This is a genomic window from Micromonospora sp. WMMA1947 (genome assembly GCF_027497355.1).
Taxonomy (GTDB): Bacteria; Actinomycetota; Actinomycetes; order Mycobacteriales; family Micromonosporaceae; genus Micromonospora.
In genome coordinates this window covers 2,379,623-2,394,902 of sequence record NZ_CP114909.1, presented here as the reverse complement: position 1 = coordinate 2,394,902, position 15,280 = coordinate 2,379,623, and the positions used below count along the sequence as shown (strand labels likewise).

Here is a 15,280-nt window from a genome sequence, read left to right as displayed (position 1 = left end):
CCCGCCCGGCCGTCAGCTGGTGGGCACCTCGACGCCGAGCACGGCCTGCTCGTCCGGCCGGTGCACCAGCACGTCGGCCAGGTACGACTGCACCGCCCGGCGCATTCCGACGTCCCGCCCGGCCTGCTCGGAGAGCAGCCACTTGTGCTCGATGATCTGGGCGAACAGTTCCTGCGGCTCCAGCTTGCGGCGCAGGTGCCCGGGCACCGCCCGGACCACCGGCTCGAAGACCTCGGTCAGCCAGCGGTGCGCCGCCTGCTGCTCGTCGGTCAGGTCGCTCTCCAGCCGGTAGGCGTCCAGGTCGTTGAGGAGCCGGCGGGCCTGGTTCTCCTCGGCGTCCAGGCCGGTCAGGCGCAGCAGCCGCCGGGTGTGGTAGCCGGCGTCGACCACCTTCGGCCGGACCAGGTAGCGCCCGTTGTCGACAGTCGACATGGCCACCTCGGCCACGTCGAAGCCCAGCTCGTTGAGGCGGCGGATGCGGCGCTCGATGTCGTGCCGGGCGGCGCGCTCCACCTGCTGCTCGTAGGTGATCTCGTGCCAGAGCCGCTCGTAGCGCTGCACGACCTCCTCGCAGACTACCTCCGGGTCGATCGACTCGTGCAGCAGGCCGGCGGCCTGGAGGTCGAGCGCCTCGCCGAAGATGTTGACCCGGGCGATCTCCAGGTCCTCGCCGCGCTGGCCGTTCGACAGCGACGGGTGCAGCGCGCCGGTCTCGGCGTCGACCAGGTAGGCGGCGAACGCGCCCGCGTCCCGCCGGAACAGGGTGTTCGACAGCGAGCAGTCGCCCCAGAAGAACCCGGTCAGGTGCATCCGCACGATGAGCGCGGCCAGCGCGTCCAGCAGCCGGTTCATCGTCTCCGGGCGCAGCGTGTTGGAGAACAACGCCCGGTAGGGCAGCGAGAACTGCAGGTGCCGGGTGATCAGCACCGGGTCCAGCGGCTCGCCGTCGTCGGTCTGCCGGTCGGCCACGATCGCGATGGCCTCGACCGACGGGAAGTCGATCCGCTCCAGCGCCCGCAGCAGGTCGTACTCGCGCTCGGCGACCCGCTCGCCGGTCTCCTTCACCGCGTAGACGTACCCGCCGAGCCGGACGAACCGCACGATGTGCCGCGAGATGCCCTGGGGCAGCGCCACCAGGTGCTCGGCAGGCCACTGCTCCAGCGGTGTCGACCAGGGGAGGTCGAGCAGCGCCGGGTCGACGAGGGCCGAGGTGATCCGCACGGCAACCAGTGTGACCGCTGACCCCCGCGCCGCGCTTCCCTTCGTGGCTGGGCACACAGCCGCCGATGCCCGCGCCGCCCGGCCACCGCCGGCGGCCGGTAGCGTGGTCGCGTGCGTCAGACCTCAGGGGTACGCGGTGACCTGCGGCTGCGGCCGGTCCGGCCGGCCGGGTGGTGGTTCGACGGGCTGCTGCTCGCGTCCGTGGTGGCGATCACCGTGGCACTCGCCTCCGGTCACCTGTTCGGGCTCGACCGGGCGGTGGCCGACTGGTCCGACGACAACCGCCCGGCCGCCGCCCGCTGGGTGGCGATCACGCTGAACCTGCTCGGCCAGGGCACCCCGCTGACGCTGCTCGCGGCCGGGCTGGGCGTGCTGCTGGCGCTGCGGCTGCGCTCGGTACGGCCGCTGCTGCCGCCGGTGGTCGGGTTCGTGCTCACGTTCTTCACGATCGGCCCGCTGAAGGTGTGGACGGCCCGTCCGGCGCCGAGCGCCTCGGTCAAGGAGCCGTTCCTGTCGCCCGAGCAGACGCTGCCGCTGTTCCAGCACGACCTGCCGGTGCGTTTCGCGCAGTCGTACCCGTCCGGCCACGTCGCCAACGCGATCGTCTGGTACGGCGTACTGGCTCTGCTGCTGGCCCCGCTCGTACGGTCCTTCGGCCGTACCGTCCCGCCCCGGCTGGTCACTGTGGTCCGGGTGGTGCCCCCGGCGGTGGTCTTCTGCACCACCGTCTACCTGGGCTGGCACTGGCTGACCGACTCGGTCGCCGGGCTGCTGCTCGGCCTGCTGCTGGACCGCCTGCTGCACCGGGTGCCCTGGGACGACCTGCCGCTGCCCCGCCGCCTCGGCCACTGGGGCCGCCCGGTCGCCTGGTCCGCGCCGCGCTGAGCGGACGACGGCACCCGCTGTTCACCCCGGGCTCCTAGGCTTCCGGTGTGGAACAGCTGGCGCGGCGCCTCGGCGTACCCGACGCGGTCGTCATCGGTCTCGGCTCGATGCTCGGCGCGGGCGTCTTCGTGGTCTTCGCCCCCGCCGCCGCGGCAGCCGGCGGCCTCGGCCTGCTGGTCGCGCTGGCGGTCGCCGGGTTCATCGCCTACTGCAACGCGACCAGCTCGGCCCGGCTCGCCGCCCGCTACCCCGAGTCCGGCGGCACCTACGTCTACGGCCGGGAACGGCTGCACCCGTTCGCGGGATTCCTGGCCGGCTGGGGCTTCGTGGTCGGCAAGACCGCGAGCTGCGCGGCCATGGCGCTGACCGTCGGGGCGTACCTGTGGCCGGGGCGGGCGCGGCTCGTCGCAGTCCTCGCGGTGGTGGCGGTGACGGCGGTGAACCTGCGCGGCATCGGCAAGACCGCCGCCGCCACCCGGGTCCTCGTCGCGGTGGTGCTCACCGTGCTCGCCGTGGTGGCGGTGACCGGCGCGCCGCAGGTGGCCGCCGACCGGCTCACCGCCCCCGCCGACCTCGGGGTACGCGGTGTGCTCACCGCCGCCGGGCTGCTGTTCTTCGCCTTCGCCGGGTACGCGCGGATCGCCACGCTGGGCGAGGAGGTACGCGACCCGGAGCGCACCATCCCCCGGGCGGTGCCGCTGGCGCTCGGCGCGGTGCTGGCAATCTACCTGGCGCTCGCGGTGGTCGCGCTCGGCGTGCTCGGCGCCGACCGGCTGGCCGCCACCGACGCGCCGCTGGTCGAGGTGGTGACCGCCGCCGGGCACCCGGGGCTGGCCTGGCTGGTCCGGGCCGGTGCCGCCGTCGCGGTGACCGGGGTGCTGCTGTCGCTGCTGGCGGGCGTCGGCCGGACCACACTGGCGATGGCCCGCCGCCGGGACCTACCCGGTGTGCTCGCGGCGGTCCATCCGCGCCACCGGGTGCCGCACCGCGCCGAACTGGCGGTGGCCGCCGTGGTGATCGCCGTCGTGACCGTCGGCGACGTCCGGGGCGCGATCGGCTTCTCCAGCTGCACCGTGCTGGTCTACTACGCGATCACCAACGCGTCCGCGCTGACCCTCGGCCCGGAACCGGCCCGACGCGTCCCGGTACGGCTGCTCGCCGCGCTCGGGCTCGTCGGCTGCCTGGTGCTGGCGGTCAACCTGCCGCTGCCGAGCGTGCTCGCCGGGTTCGGCGTGCTCGCCCTCGGCGCACTCGGGTACGCGATCCGCCGCCGTCGTCGACCTGCCTGACGCAGCCGGTCACTCCTGTGGGCGGCGCGCGGCGGGTGGACCGGCGGGCGCCGGCGTGGTCTCCCGGAGCAGCGCGGTCAGCCCGGACCGCCGGGCCACCACGGTCAGCCGGTCACCGGCCTGGATCACCATGCGCGGGTCGGCCGACCAGTCGGCCTTCTGGTTCGGCCGGGCGTGCGCGAGCAGGCGCACCTCGCCCGGCCGGGCCACCGCGCTCAGCGGACGCCCGTCCAGCGGCGAACCGGCCACCACCGGCACCTCGGTGACCAGCAGCGCGTGCCTGTCGACCGGGATGGTGGCGATCACCGCGCGGTCCAGCAGGGCCACCGCGAACGCCGGCGCGGCCAGATAGGACACGCTGCGCGAGATGCCGATGCCGAACGCCTGCTGGATCCGCTCGGCGAAGTCGCCGTCGAACAGTCGCAGCACCACCCGCAGATCCCGGTCGAGGGACCGGGCGATCAGCGCGGCCCGCAGGTTCGTCCCGTCGTCGGTGGACACCACGACGAGCGCCTGGCAGGTGTCCACCGAGGCGGACCGGAGCGTCTCCTCCCGGCCCGCGTCGCCCACGATCACCGGCACGCCCAGCCGGCGCGCCAGCGCGGCGCCGCGCGCGTCCGGGTTCTTGTCGATCGCCACCACCTCGACGCCGAAGTCGTGCAGCTGCGCCATCACCCGGGTGCCGATGTTGCCCAGACCGACCATCACCACGTGCCCGGAGCGGTCCGGCTGGACCCGGCCGGCGTGCAACGCCAGCCGCGCGTTCACGACGCCGTCGACCACGGCGGCCGTGATCAGCGGGATCAGCGCCAGCCCGGCCAGATTGAGCACGACCTGCATCACCTGCGCGGCGACCGGCTTGTTGACGTCCGGGTCCTGCCCGGTGAGCGTGGTGACCAGCGTCAGGTAGACCGCCTCGCTCCAGCTCACGTCCGCGGCCCGGGCGTTGAGCCAGCCCAGCGCCGCGATCACCCCGAGCAGCACCAGCACCGCGATACCGATCTTGCGGGTGGCGAAGTGGCGGACCGCGCGCAGCAGCACGGCCATCGGCTGCCGGCGCCGTCGCGCCCGTACCAGCCGCCGCGCGGCGACCTCGGTGCCCGCCGGTCGCCCGGTCGCCTCGGCCAGCACCACGTCGGCCGTCGCCTCGTCCGCGGGCAGCACCCGGACCAGGTCCGGATCCGTGGTCACGGCCAGGCCGCAGACCACGTCCTGCGGGCGTACGTCGTCGCGGCGGGCCACGTAGAGCGTGCGCCCCGCGTGCCGGAAGTGCGTCGGCGCCACCTCGCCCAGCGCGGCGGCCACGAAGGCGGGCGCGGCCATCGAGGCGTCGGAGAGCACCGCCGAGTCGGGAAAGAGCTGCCGCAGCCCGTCCGCCAGGTTGGTGTTGAACATCCGCACCACCAGGCGCAGCCGCGACTCGACCTCCTGGGCGCAGAGCGCGGCGTGCATGTTGCCCACGTCGTCCTGGTGCAACAGGGCCAGCCCGGCCGCGCCGGCCAGCCCGGCCCGGCGGAACGCGGCCTCGTCGAGACGTTCCGCCGTGACCACCCGTACCCCCGGCACGTCCCGGCCGTCGGGGCCCTCGGACCGGCGGCGGCCCGGCACCACGAGCGTGACCCGCACCCGGCCGTCGGCGTTGTCGGTGGCGAGCAGCGACCGGACCACCCAGTAGGCGAGCGGGTCCGAGCCGCAGACGACGTAGTGGGGGCGTTCGTCACCGTTCATCCGGAGCCGCCAGCCGGTCGCGCGGCGCGCGCGGTCGCGCAGAGGCTCGGCCATGCCCGGATCGTAGTCAGCCGCTCGCGATCCGCGCAGCCCCGGCGATCATGAACGCATGGTGGGGCCGGGTACGGGTAGAGCACCGGCATGCAGACGTTCCTGCCGTATCCGGACTTCCTGGCCAGCGCGCGCACGCTGGACCAGAAGCGGCTGGGCAAACAGCGCGTGGAGACGATCCAGGTGCTGCGCGGGCTGACCCGGCCGGACTACGGCTGGCGCAACCACCCGGCGGTGAAGATGTGGGCCGGGTACGAGGAGGCGCTGACCCGGTACGGGCTGGACATGTGCGCGGTGTGGTGCGAGCCGGGCCGGGCCGACACCTGTGCCGGCACGCTCGCCACCGACCTCGCCGCCGCCTGCGGCATCTCGCTGATCCGCACCCAGGACGAGCTGGCCGCCGCCGGTGAGCTGCCGCCCTGGCTGGGCCGCGACGACCTGCACCGCAGCCACCGATCCTCGTTGCTGCGCAAGGACCCCGCCCACTATGCACGGTTGTTCACCGACGTCTCCCCCGACCTGGAGTACGTCTGGCCCCCGTCCGACCGCCCCCGCCGCTGCCTGCCGTGAAAGGAAGGGCCCCTTGTTAACGCCTCCGGTAGAGGAAGGGCCCCTTGTTAACACCTGGCCTCCACCCCCACCCTGCGCAGGCAGCGCGCGGGCCGCCCGGCGTTAAGAAGGGCCCCCGCACATCCGTATGCGTTAAAAAGGGCCCCTTCCTTTCACCTCGGGCAGACTGGGGGGACCACCGACTGAAGGATGCCCCCGTGAGTCTGTCGCAAGTGGTAGGTCGCCTGATCGGCGTACGCGAGCACGTGGTTGACCCGGGCGGCGGTGGCGCGGACCGCGTGCCGCGACCGGTCCCGGCGCTGGTGGTGGGCGGCGGCATCGCCGGCATGTCGGCGGCTGTGGTGCTGGCCGAGCGCGGCGTGGCGGTGACGGTGCTGGAGGCGGCGCCGCACCTCGGCGGGCGGCTCGGCGCGTGGCCGGAGGAGCTGCCCGACGGCGTCCAGCGCAACGAGCACGGCTTCCACGCGTTCTTCCGGCAGTACTGGAACTGGCGGTCGATCCTGCGCCGGGTCGACCCGGAACTGGGTTTCCTCAAGCCGATCCCGGGCTACCCGATCCTGTCCGAGCAGTGGCCGACGGAGGAGTTCGGCAAGCTGCCGCCGGCGCCGCCGGCGAACCTGCTGGCGCTGCTGCTGCGCAGCCCGAGCCTGCGCCTGGCGGACCTGCGCACGATGGACCGGGACGCCGCGCTGCCGTTGCTCACCTACGACCCGGTACGCACCTACGAGGAGTTCGACGAGCGCACGGCTGACGAACTGCTCGCCTCGCTGCGGCTGCCGGACCGGGCGCGGGCCATGCTGTTCGAGGTCTTCTCCCACTCGTTCTTCAACCACGAGGCGGAGATGTCGGCCGCCGAGATGATCGCGCAGTTCCACTTCTACCTGCTCGGCAATCCGGAGGGGCTGGCGTTCGACTGCCCTGATCGGGACTACGGCACGGCGATCTGGGAGCCGCTGACCCGGTACGTGGAGAAGCACGGCGGCCGGGTGACGACCGGCGCGGCGGCGGCCCGGCTGGACCGTACCCCGGCGGGGTGGCGGGTGACCGGCGCCGACGGTGACGTCTGGGAGGCGCCGCACGTGGTGCTCGCGGTGGATCCGCCCGCACTCGCCGCGCTGGTCGGCGCCTCGCCCGGCCTGGTCGCGGCGGCACCCGAGCTGGTGGCGCGGATGCCCGCGTTCGGCACGCCCGGGCCGCCGTACGCGGTGGCGCGCTACTGGATGGACGGGGACGTCCGGGCGGACCGTGCCGTGTTCAGCGGCGTCTCCCGGCAGCCCACGCTGGACTCGGTGACGCTCTACCACCGGCTGGAGGACGAACCGCGCCGCTGGGCCGAGCGGACCGGCGGCTCGGTGGTGGAGCTGCACGCGTACGCCTGCGAGCCGGACGTGCCCGCCGACGAGCTGGCCGCGCGGATGCTGCGGGAGCTGACCGCGCTCTGGCCGGAGGTGGCCGGCCTGCGGGTACGCGAACTGCGCGCCCGGGTGGAGGCGCAGGCGCCGGCGTTCACGCCGGGTAGCCATGCCTGGCGTCCCGGGGTGGAGACCGACGCGCCGGGCCTCTACCTGGCCGGGGACGGCATCCGCACGGAGTTCCCGAGTGCGTTGATGGAACGGTCGGCGGCCACCGGGATCGTCGCGGCGAACCACATCCTGCGGGCCGAGGGGGCGGCGGCCGAGCCGGTCCGGTCGATCCGTCCGCGCGGCCTGCTGGCCGGTCGCACCCCTACAAAACGCCCTTAGGCGGTCGAAAACGGCTCTACGCTCGACTGATCCGGTGACACGGGAGGTCGGGCGGTGAGCACCGCGACACGGGAGCGGCGCGACGAGGAGCACGGGACACCGCGGGACGAACGGACCGCGGTGGTCACCGCGCTGCGACTCGGCTGGTCGATGGCGGACGCCTACCACCACGCGCAGACCGCCGACCTGACCGACGGCGGGAACCGGCCGGTGGCCGCGCCGCCGAAGCTGTCGAACCTGACCGAGCTGGCCGGATGGCACCGGCTCGGCATGTATCTGGACGGCGTGGACGTGGCGCTGGCGCAGATCGCGCCACTGACCCCGGCGGGCCGTACGGTGCCGTCCACCGCCGCCGCCCGCCGCGCCACCGGCGCCGACCGGGAGCCGCTGCTGCGCGCGCTCGACGACCTCAACATCGACGTGCTGCGCTGGACGATGGCGACGAACCACCGGGTGGGCGTGGCGTACCGGCTGGGGCGCTCGCTCGCCGACACCGTGCGACGTGGCGACGCCGACCAACTGGCCGCGCGCTTCGGTGGCCGGCACCTCCAGATCAGCAGGTGGCTGGACGAGCTGGCGAGCGTGCTGCCGCCGTATTCGGCAGCCGTGGTGCGCCGCTCGCTCGCCGCCTGGGCCACGGCTGTCGGCCGGGCCACGGTGGGTGACCCGGGCGAGGCCGGGCTCGCCGAGCTGGCCCGCGAGCTGCGCAACCAGGGCGACCTGTGGCAGGACGTGCTGACCGGCGGCCTGCACCCGCGCGACCTGCTGGACGAGGAGAACTGGGCGGTGATCGCCCGCAACGTCGTCATCCGGGACCGGAAGCTGGTGGCGCAGGCGGCCCGGGGCATCTTCTGGCCGGTGCTGGCACCCCTGCTGGTGGTGCTGCTCGCGGTCGTGGGGGTCAGCGCCGCCGCGGCGGCCGGCTCCCCCACCACCCGGGCTGCGGTGGCGCTCGTCGGCCTCGGCGCCGGGCTCACCGCGATCTGGCGGTCGATCTCCACGCCCACGCTGTCGGTGGCGTCCGAGGTGAACCGCCCGCTGCTGGACAGCGAGCTGGTGGTGCAGATGACCGCCCGGATCGACCGGCCGCTCACCGCCGCGAGACGTGCCGGGCGGGCCGGACGGCAGCGGCGGCCCGACGACGGATCGAAATACGTTGGCCACGACTCCCGGATCGATCTACCGTGAGCGCGCAAGGTCAACCACCGTTCCAGGAGCCGTCGATGTCGCTGCGATACGCCACCACGATGACGTCGTGGCTGCTCGGCGACGGCTGCCGGGAACACGGTCCCTGGCCCGGAGGGCACGACTGACGCGCGTCGCGCGTCCCGTCGTCGCCGCCCGGTCCCGTGGACCGGGCGGCTTTTTCGTCGCCGTACCGCCGATCGTGAAGGGAGAGCCCGGTGGACGCCGTCCTCGTCATAAACGCCGACCTCGGCCCGCTGCACCGGGTCACCGTCAAACACGCGATCCGGATGCTCTGCCGCCGGGTCGCCGAGATCCACGAGGCCGAGCCCGACCGGGTGATCGGCGTCTTCCCGCTGCCGCGGGTGGTCCGCCTCGTCCGGTACGTGGTGACCCGCTGGCGGTTCAGCGCCGGCCCGGCCTGGTCCCGGGCCGGGGTGCTGGCGCGCGACCGGCGGCGGTGCGCCTACTGCGACGGCACGGCGAGCACGATCGACCACATCCTGCCCCGCTCGCGCGGTGGCCGGAACACCTGGGGGAACACCACCGCCGCCTGCTACGCGTGCAACCAGCGCAAGGGTGACCGGACCCCGGCCGAGGCGGGCATGCCGCTGCGGCGGGAGCCGGTGACGCCGAGCTGGGCCGCGCTGGCGCGGTGACCGACGGCCGGCGGGCACAGGGGGCGGTGTCGGGGGTACGCCCCGGCGCCGCGCCCGCCGGTCCCGTCTAGCTGCCGAGACGCCGGGCCAGGCCGTCGAGCAGGAGGTCCAGCCCGCCACCGAACTCGTCCTCCGGTGCGACCGCGCCGGCCACGCGCGCGGTTTCGGCGAGCAGGGGGAACTCGTCGCGGGGCAGCGCCGCGATGACAGCCGTGCCGGGGCCGGCGAGCGCGCCGAGGTGTTCCATCTGGATCGCGCCGATCACGTAGCCGAGCAGGGCGCGGAACGCGATCACCCGTCCGGTGCCGGTGAAGCCGGCCCCGGTCAGCACCGCGAGCACCGCCTCGCCCCAGCGCAGGATCGTCGGCGAGCGGTGCCGGTACGCGGGGAGCAACGGCACCACTGCCGGGTGGACGCCGACCGCGCGGCGTACCCGCTCGGCCAGGTCGCGGATGCCGTCCGCCCACGGGACGTCGGGCGGCGGGCGGGTGTCGACCGGTTCGAGGACCCGCTCGACGACGAGCGCCTCCAACTCGTCGCGGTCGGCGACGTAGCGGTAGAGGCCCATCGTGCTGGTGCCGAGCTGCGCGCCGACCGCGCGCATGGTGAGGCCGGTGAGGCCGTCCCGGTCGAGCACCGCGAGCGCCGCGTCGGCGAGCTGGGCCGGGGTCAGGGAACGGGGACGGGGCATGGCCTTGACAGCGTACAAGATACGCCTACGGTTGTAGGAGTACGTCGTACGCCTACAACGGGAGCGCGCATGGACGTCGTCACCCCCCGCCACCTGACCAGCGTGACCGGCACCGGAATCGACCTGCCGGATCCGGACCGCCTGGTCCACCTCCAGTTCCGGCGATTCGCCGGCTGCCCGGTCTGCAACCTCCACCTGCGCTCGATCGTCCGCCGGCACGCCGAGATCGAGGCGGCGGGCGTACGCGAGGTGGTGCTCTTCCACTCCCCCGCCGACGAACTGCGCGAGCACGTCACCGACCTGCCGTTCGCCGTGGTGGCCGATCCGGACCGGCGGCTCTACCGGGAGTTCGGTGTGGAGTCGGCGCGGCGGTCGCTGCTCGACCCGCGCGCCTGGCTGCCGATCCTGCGAGCAGTGGTGACCGGCACCTGGCATGTGCTGCGCGGCCGGGAGAAGCTGCCGTCCACCTCGCCGCACGGCGGGCGGCTCGGGCTGCCGGCCGACTTCCTGATCGCGCCGGACGGGCGGGTGCTCGCCGCGAAGCACGGTGAACACGCCTCCGACCAGTGGTCGGTGGACGAGTTGCTGGCCCAGGTGAGTCAGAGCCGGTCGGCGCGGTGACCGCTGACCGGCATGGCGGGCGCGGGCGGTCCGGTCAGACGGCGGGCGGAATCCAGCCGAAGTGCGGTGGCCGGCGCTCGTTGATCGCCGCCACCCCCTCGCGGGCCTCGCCGCTGTCCCGCACCTGGCCGTGCCACCAGGCCAGCCGGTCGGCGTCGGCGCGCCCGTCCACGATCTCCTTCGCGGCGGTCACGGTGAGCCGGGAGCGCTCGGCGATGCTGGCGGTCAGCGCCGCCACCCGCCCGGCCAGATCGCCGGCCGGCAGCACCTCGTCCACCAGACCGATCCGCAGTGCCCGCTCGGCGTCGACCAGCTCGCTGGTGAACAGCAGGTGCTTGGCGGCGGACGGCCCGACCAGCGCGGCCAGCCGCCGCGTGGTCGGCGCCGGGTAGACCAGGCCGAGCCGGGCCGGGGGTACGCCGAACCGGGCGCCGGCCGAGGCCAGCCGCAGGTCGCAGGCGACGGCGAGCTGGCAGCCGCCGCCCACGCAGGCGCCCTCGATCGCGGCCACAGTGGGGCGGCCGAACGCGGCGAGCCGTTCCTCGGCGGCCACCGCGATGCTGCCGTCACCGGCGGCCAGCAGCTCGTCCAGGTCGCCCAGGTCGGCACCGGCGCAGAACGTGCCGCCTGCTCCGGTGAGCACCAGCACCCGTACCGCAGGGTCGGCCTCCAGTCCGTCGAGCAGCACCGGGAGCTGCCGCCACATGGCCGGGGTCATGGCGTTGCGCCGGGCCGGGTTGTGGATGACGACAGTGGCCACCGGGCCGTCCAGGGTGACAGTCAGTTCCGCGTCGGACATGGGCCGACCGTAACGGGCGGGGCCCGGCGACCACCCGCGTGGGTGGCCGCCGGGCCCCGGGGTCGGGCGGTCAGGTCAGGAGACGTTGAGCGCGGTGTCGTCGATCACGAACGAGGTCTGCAGCGAGCTGTCCTCGGTGCCGGTGAACTTCAGCGTGACGGTCTGCCCGGCGTACGCGGCCAGGTTGAACGACTTCTGGCTGTAGCCGCTGGCCTTGTTCAGGTTCGAGTAGGTCGCCAGCGTGGCCAGCACCGAGCCGGACGAGTTGAGCACCTGCACGTTCAGCTTGTCGTACTGGACGCTGCTGGTGCTCTCGGCCGAGTCGATGTGCAGCCAGAACGAGAGGGAGTACGCGGAGCAGCCGCTCGGCAGGCTCACCGACTGCGACAGCGTGTCGGTGCGGGTGCTGCCGTAGCCGTTCAGCCACGCGTTCCACGTACCGGTGCGGGTCGGCTGGCCCTGCGAGCCGTACTGGCCGATGACGCCGGAGGTGGTGGCCCAGACCGTGTTGCCGGACTCGAAGCCGGGGTTGCCGAGCTTCTGGCCGGCGCCGGTGCAGCCGCCGCCGACGCTGCTCACGGTCAGCGAGTACGTGGCGGTCTTCGCGCCGGACGCCGCGCTGCCGTTGACGGTCACCGAGTAGGTGCCGCTCGGGGTGCTGGAGCTGGTGGAGATGGTGAGCGTGGACGAGCCGCCCGAGGTCACCGAGGAGGGGCTGAACGACGCGGTGGCGCCGGTCGGCAGGCCGGACGCGGAGAACGTCACGGTCTGCGCGGTCCCGCTGGTGGTGGACGTGGCGACGGTGGCGGAGACCGAACCACCCGCGGTCACCGAACCGGCGGTCGGCGAGAGCGAGACGGAGAAGTCGTTGCCGGTCGAGCTGCACGGCGCGTCGTTGCCGGCCACGTTCACCGCGGTCCACGCGGCCTGGACGGTCTTGTACTCGGTGGAGCAGTTGCCGTACAGGTCGGTCGCGGCCCGCAGGGTGTACGCGCGGGCGGTGTTGGCCGGGTTGCTGGTGTTGACGTACGAGGTGTTCGAGGTGAAGTACACGTCGAGCGCCCGGTACCAGATCTTCTCCGCCTTGGCGCGGCCGATGCCGGTGACCGCCGGGGCCGAGCCGCAGACCGGCGAGGTGCCGTACGCGGTGGCGCCGGTGCCCTCGGCGAGGTTGAAGAAGAAGTGGTTGCCGACGCCGGAGGAGTAGTGCACGTCCTTGTTCTTCGTGCTGGTGGACCAGCAGGAGTCGGACGAGCCGTCCAGCGACGGGTTGTACATGTAGCGCAGCGGCGTACCGTTGCCGTTGATGTTGATCTTCTCACCGACCTGGTAGTCACCCGGGTCGCTCGGCGCGGCGGCGTAGAACTCCACCATGTTGCCGAAGATGTCGCTGGTGGACTCGTTGAGGCCACCGGACTCACCGGAGTAGACCAGCCCGGCCAGCGCCTCGGTGACGCCGTGGCTCATCTCGTGCCCGGCCACGTCCAGCGAGACCAGCGGACGGGAGTTGCCCGAGCCGTCGCCGTAGGTCATCTGGGAGCCGTCCCAGAACGCGTTGACGTAGTTGTTGCCGTAGTGCACCCGGCTCGGCACACCCTGGCCGTTGCCGAAGATGCCGTTGCGGCCGTGCACGTTCTTGAAGTAGTCGAACGTCTTGGCGGCGCCGAAGTGGGCGTCCACGGCGGCCGACTGCCGGTTCGAGGTGGCGCCGTTGCCCCACGCGTTGTCCGCGTCGGTGAACGTGGTGCAGGTGGAGGTCCCGTTGTTCATGTCGCAGGTACGGCCGTTGCCGCGTACCGGGTCGATCATCTGGTACGTGCTGCCGGAGAGCGTCGTGTCGATGGTGACCGAGCCGGTGTAGATGCCCTGGCCGGTGCCGGCCACCGTCTCGATCTCGTCGTACGAGCCGATCACCTTGCCGGTGGTGGCGTCGGTGATGACGTGCAGCTTCGACGGCGTCTGCTTGTCCGCCTTCCAGCCGGTCGCGACGGTCTCCCAGGCGAGGCGGCCCTTGCCGCTGCTGGCGTCGACGAACAGCTCCGGGGTGCCGACCGAGGTGAGGGAGCCGGAGAACGTCTTGCGGGCGCTGGCCTTCGCCGCGTCCGCGCCGACCTTGGCGTTGGTGCTCAGGGTCAGCGGGGCGGACAGGCTGACCGACGCGCTGGTCATGGTGCCGTTCGGGGCGGTGTGGATGACGAAGTCACCGCCGTACACCCGCAGACCCTGGTAGGTCCGGCTGTACCGGGTGTGCGCCGCCCCGGAGGGGTCGACCTTGGTGCGGACGGCCTGATAGGCCTCACCGTTGGCGCCCTGGACGACGCCGGGGTTGGCGCGCAGCAGGCTCGCGGCCTGGGCTGCGGCCGAGGTCTCGGGGCTGGGGGCGCTTGGCGCTGCCGCTTGCGCCGAGGTGGTGACGCAGGCCAGCACGCCGCTGGTGAGCAGCGCTGCGCTGACGGCGGCGACGGATCTTTTCACGGGCCCTCCTGGAAGGCGAAGTTGTGACGGGGGTAGTCACTGATGTAGATATAGCGATACATCGAAGAACGTGAAAGAGGCTGGCGAGATCCCGCCGGAGACATTGACCGAACGGATGAGGAGGAGCCGGTGGGCAGGAACCGGGTGGTCCCGTCGCGCGTCCGATCCGGTATGAGAGCTGCCCTCGCCGCGGCGGCCGCCGCCGCCCTTCTCGTCCCGCTCGCCGGCTGCGCCCGCACCGACGCCCCGCCCGTCCTCACGGACGGGCCCTCGCCGCTGCCCGCTACCGAGGTCGTGCTCGTGAAGTCGGGCGGCATCGCCGGAGTGAAGGACACCGTCACCGTGCGGCCGGACGGCCACTGGACGAAGACCGACCGGACCGGCGCCTCCCAGGAGGGCCGGCTCGCCGAGGCGGACGCCGCCCGGCTGCGACAGCTCGCCACCGACCCCCGGCTGGCCGCCGAGGCCACCGAGACCAAGGGCCCGGACAACTGCGCCGACGGGTTCACCTACCGGCTCACCGTCGGCCCGGCCGAGAGCGGGTACGTGGACTGCGGGCCCGCCGCCCGGCCGCCGGCCGTCACCGCCGAGGTGGTCGAGCTGCTCACCCGCGCCACCGGCTGACCCGGCTCTCAAACCCGCTGTCGCTGTGACATCGACCTATGGCCGGCGGACGGGCGACGAGGCCAGCATGGAAGGCATGACTCGTGCACTCATCGCTCTGACCAGTCACTCCGAGCTGGGCCGCACCGGCCGCTCGACCGGCTACTACGTCGGCGAGGCCGCCGAGCCGTGGGAGGTGTTCCGGGCCGCCGGGTACGACGTCGACCTGGTCTCCGTGGCCGGCGGGGAGCCGCCCGTCGACGGGCGGGACGAGAACGACAGCACCCAGAACGACTTCCTCGCCACCGCCGGCGTCACGGACACCCCGAAGGCCGCCGACGTCGACCCGGCCGGGTACGACGTGATCCTCTTCGCCGGCGGCCACGGCACCATGTGGGACTTCCCCGACGACCCCGACCTGGCCCGGATCGCCCGCTCGGTCTACGAGCGCGGCGGCGTGGTGGCCGCCGTCTGCCACGGCCCGTCGGCGCTGGTGAACCTCACCCTCACAGACGGCTCCCGGCTCGTCGCCGGCAAGCGGGTGGCCGGGTTCACCAACAGCGAGGAGGCGGCCGTCGGGCTCACCGACGAGGTGCCCTTCCTGCTCGCCGACAAGCTCGGCGAGGCGGGCGCGCAGCACGTGCCGGCACCTGACTTCACCGAGCACGTCGTGGTCGACGGGCGCCTGGTCACCGGCCAGAACCCGCAGTCCGCCCGCGCCGTCGCCGACGCCGTGGTGAAGCTGATCCCCTGAGCGCCGG

The 15,280-nt window shown here is 73.5% G+C and carries 14 protein-coding genes; 9 read left to right on the top strand and 5 right to left on the bottom strand.

What is annotated here, in order from left to right:
• Positions 1-12 precede the first annotated feature (12 nt).
• Complete coding sequence (locus O7604_RS11535) at positions 13-1,221, bottom strand: DUF4032 domain-containing protein (RefSeq protein WP_281579614.1); 1,209 nt, start codon at positions 1,219-1,221, stop codon at positions 13-15.
• A gap of 141 nt (positions 1,222-1,362) precedes the next feature.
• On the opposite strand from O7604_RS11535, the gene O7604_RS11530 reads away from it, so the two are divergent.
• Both O7604_RS11530 and O7604_RS11525 read left to right on the top strand, forming a co-directional pair.
• Positions 1,363-2,106 carry a phosphatase PAP2 family protein gene (locus O7604_RS11530; RefSeq protein ID WP_281579952.1) on the top strand — a complete coding sequence of 248 codons (744 nt, stop codon included), beginning with the start codon at positions 1,363-1,365 and terminating at the stop codon, positions 2,104-2,106.
• A 47-nt stretch (positions 2,107-2,153) separates the two neighbouring features.
• Positions 2,154-3,395: an APC family permease gene (locus O7604_RS11525; protein WP_281579613.1), complete on the top strand. Its 1,242-nt coding sequence runs from the start codon at positions 2,154-2,156 to the stop codon at positions 3,393-3,395.
• Between the two features lie 9 nt (positions 3,396-3,404).
• Here the strand turns inward: O7604_RS11525 and O7604_RS11520 are convergent, their stop codons facing one another.
• The gene (locus O7604_RS11520; protein ID WP_281579951.1) at positions 3,405-5,123 is read right to left on the bottom strand and encodes a potassium channel protein; all 1,719 of its coding nucleotides are present in this window, start codon (positions 5,121-5,123) and stop codon (positions 3,405-3,407) included.
• A gap of 141 nt (positions 5,124-5,264) precedes the next feature.
• On the opposite strand from O7604_RS11520, the gene O7604_RS11515 reads away from it, so the two are divergent.
• The 4 genes from O7604_RS11515 (at position 5,265) to O7604_RS11500 (ending at position 9,330) form a co-directional block, all read left to right on the top strand.
• Positions 5,265-5,744, top strand: coding sequence for an MSMEG_6728 family protein (locus O7604_RS11515; protein ID WP_269703755.1), 480 nt, complete (start codon positions 5,265-5,267; stop codon positions 5,742-5,744).
• Between the two features lie 197 nt (positions 5,745-5,941).
• A complete protein-coding gene (locus O7604_RS11510) occupies positions 5,942-7,486 on the top strand; it encodes an FAD-dependent oxidoreductase (RefSeq protein ID WP_281579612.1) in 1,545 nt (514 codons plus the stop codon).
• A gap of 54 nt (positions 7,487-7,540) precedes the next feature.
• The gene (locus tag O7604_RS11505; RefSeq protein WP_281579611.1) at positions 7,541-8,674 is read left to right on the top strand and encodes a hypothetical protein; all 1,134 of its coding nucleotides are present in this window, start codon (positions 7,541-7,543) and stop codon (positions 8,672-8,674) included.
• Positions 8,675-8,889: 215 nt separating this feature from the next.
• Complete coding sequence (locus O7604_RS11500; protein ID WP_269703752.1) at positions 8,890-9,330, top strand: HNH endonuclease; 441 nt, start codon at positions 8,890-8,892, stop codon at positions 9,328-9,330.
• A 67-nt stretch (positions 9,331-9,397) separates the two neighbouring features.
• Here O7604_RS11500 and O7604_RS11495 read toward each other — a convergent pair whose 3' ends face one another.
• Positions 9,398-10,021, bottom strand: a complete 624-nt coding sequence (locus O7604_RS11495) for a TetR/AcrR family transcriptional regulator C-terminal domain-containing protein (protein ID WP_281579610.1) — start codon at positions 10,019-10,021, stop codon at positions 9,398-9,400.
• A gap of 69 nt (positions 10,022-10,090) precedes the next feature.
• Between O7604_RS11495 and O7604_RS11490 the strand changes: the two genes are divergently transcribed.
• Complete coding sequence (locus O7604_RS11490) at positions 10,091-10,642, top strand: peroxiredoxin-like family protein (RefSeq protein ID WP_281579609.1); 552 nt, start codon at positions 10,091-10,093, stop codon at positions 10,640-10,642.
• 34 nt (positions 10,643-10,676) lie between these two features.
• Here the strand turns inward: O7604_RS11490 and O7604_RS11485 are convergent, their stop codons facing one another.
• Positions 10,677-11,441, bottom strand: coding sequence for an enoyl-CoA hydratase/isomerase family protein (locus tag O7604_RS11485; RefSeq protein WP_281579608.1), 765 nt, complete (start codon positions 11,439-11,441; stop codon positions 10,677-10,679).
• 75 nt (positions 11,442-11,516) lie between these two features.
• Complete coding sequence (locus tag O7604_RS11480; RefSeq protein ID WP_281579607.1) at positions 11,517-13,916, bottom strand: M4 family metallopeptidase; 2,400 nt, start codon at positions 13,914-13,916, stop codon at positions 11,517-11,519.
• Between the two features lie 171 nt (positions 13,917-14,087).
• Here O7604_RS11480 and O7604_RS11475 point away from each other — a divergent pair, with 171 nt between their 5' ends.
• Entirely contained in the window at positions 14,088-14,540 is a 453-nt protein-coding gene (locus O7604_RS11475; RefSeq protein WP_281579606.1) for a protealysin inhibitor emfourin, read from the top strand.
• 76 nt (positions 14,541-14,616) lie between these two features.
• Positions 14,617-15,273: a type 1 glutamine amidotransferase domain-containing protein gene (locus tag O7604_RS11470; RefSeq protein ID WP_281579605.1), complete on the top strand. Its 657-nt coding sequence runs from the start codon at positions 14,617-14,619 to the stop codon at positions 15,271-15,273.
• Positions 15,274-15,280 lie beyond the last annotated feature (7 nt).